The sequence below is a fragment of the Mesorhizobium sp. M2C.T.Ca.TU.002.02.1.1 genome (assembly GCF_003997225.1).
In genome coordinates this window covers 1-574 of sequence record NZ_RZTO01001465.1, presented here as the reverse complement: position 1 = coordinate 574, position 574 = coordinate 1, and the positions used below count along the sequence as shown (strand labels likewise).

At 68.1% G+C, this 574-nt stretch carries 1 protein-coding gene; it reads right to left on the bottom strand.

Features of this window, described 5'->3' with window-relative positions:
* Nucleotides 1–574: TolC family protein (locus tag EOD07_RS36775; protein WP_164772975.1), on the bottom strand; the 574-nt coding region annotated here is incomplete at both ends.

Below are 574 nucleotides of genomic sequence, written 5' to 3'. Positions count from 1 at the left end.
TCTGGTGGTAGGTGGCGGCGCTCGCCAACGCCGTCGCGCGGGCGGCGCTGAGCTGCGCCACGGCCGTGGCGCGCGAGGCATCGGCCTGGGCGACGTCGGTGCGGGTGCCCTCGCCGACCTCGAAGCGTGAGCGGGCGGCGCGCGCCTGCTCGGTCAGGAACTGCAGGTTCTGCTCGGTCAACACCGCGATCTGGCGGTCGCGAATCACGTCCATATAGGCGCTCGCCGCGTTGAACAGGATGTTCTCTTCGGTGTTGCGCAGGCTTTCGACCGAAGCCTTCACCTGCGATTCGGCGGCGGCGACGTTGTTCTTGGTCTGAAAGCCATCGAACAGCGTCTGGTTGATCTGCACGCCGAAGCTGCCCGTGGTGATGTTCTGCGTGGCGCCCTGCGCATGGGTGCTGGTGTAGTCGATGCTGCTCGAACCGGTGACGGTCGGGCGCCAGCCCGACTTCGCGATGGCAACGCCCTCATCGGTGACGCGCACGCCGGCGCGGGCCGCGTTGAGCTGCGAATTGTATTGGTAGGCTTTGGCGAGGGCGCCCGTGATGGTCTCGGCGGAGGCGGCCAGCGG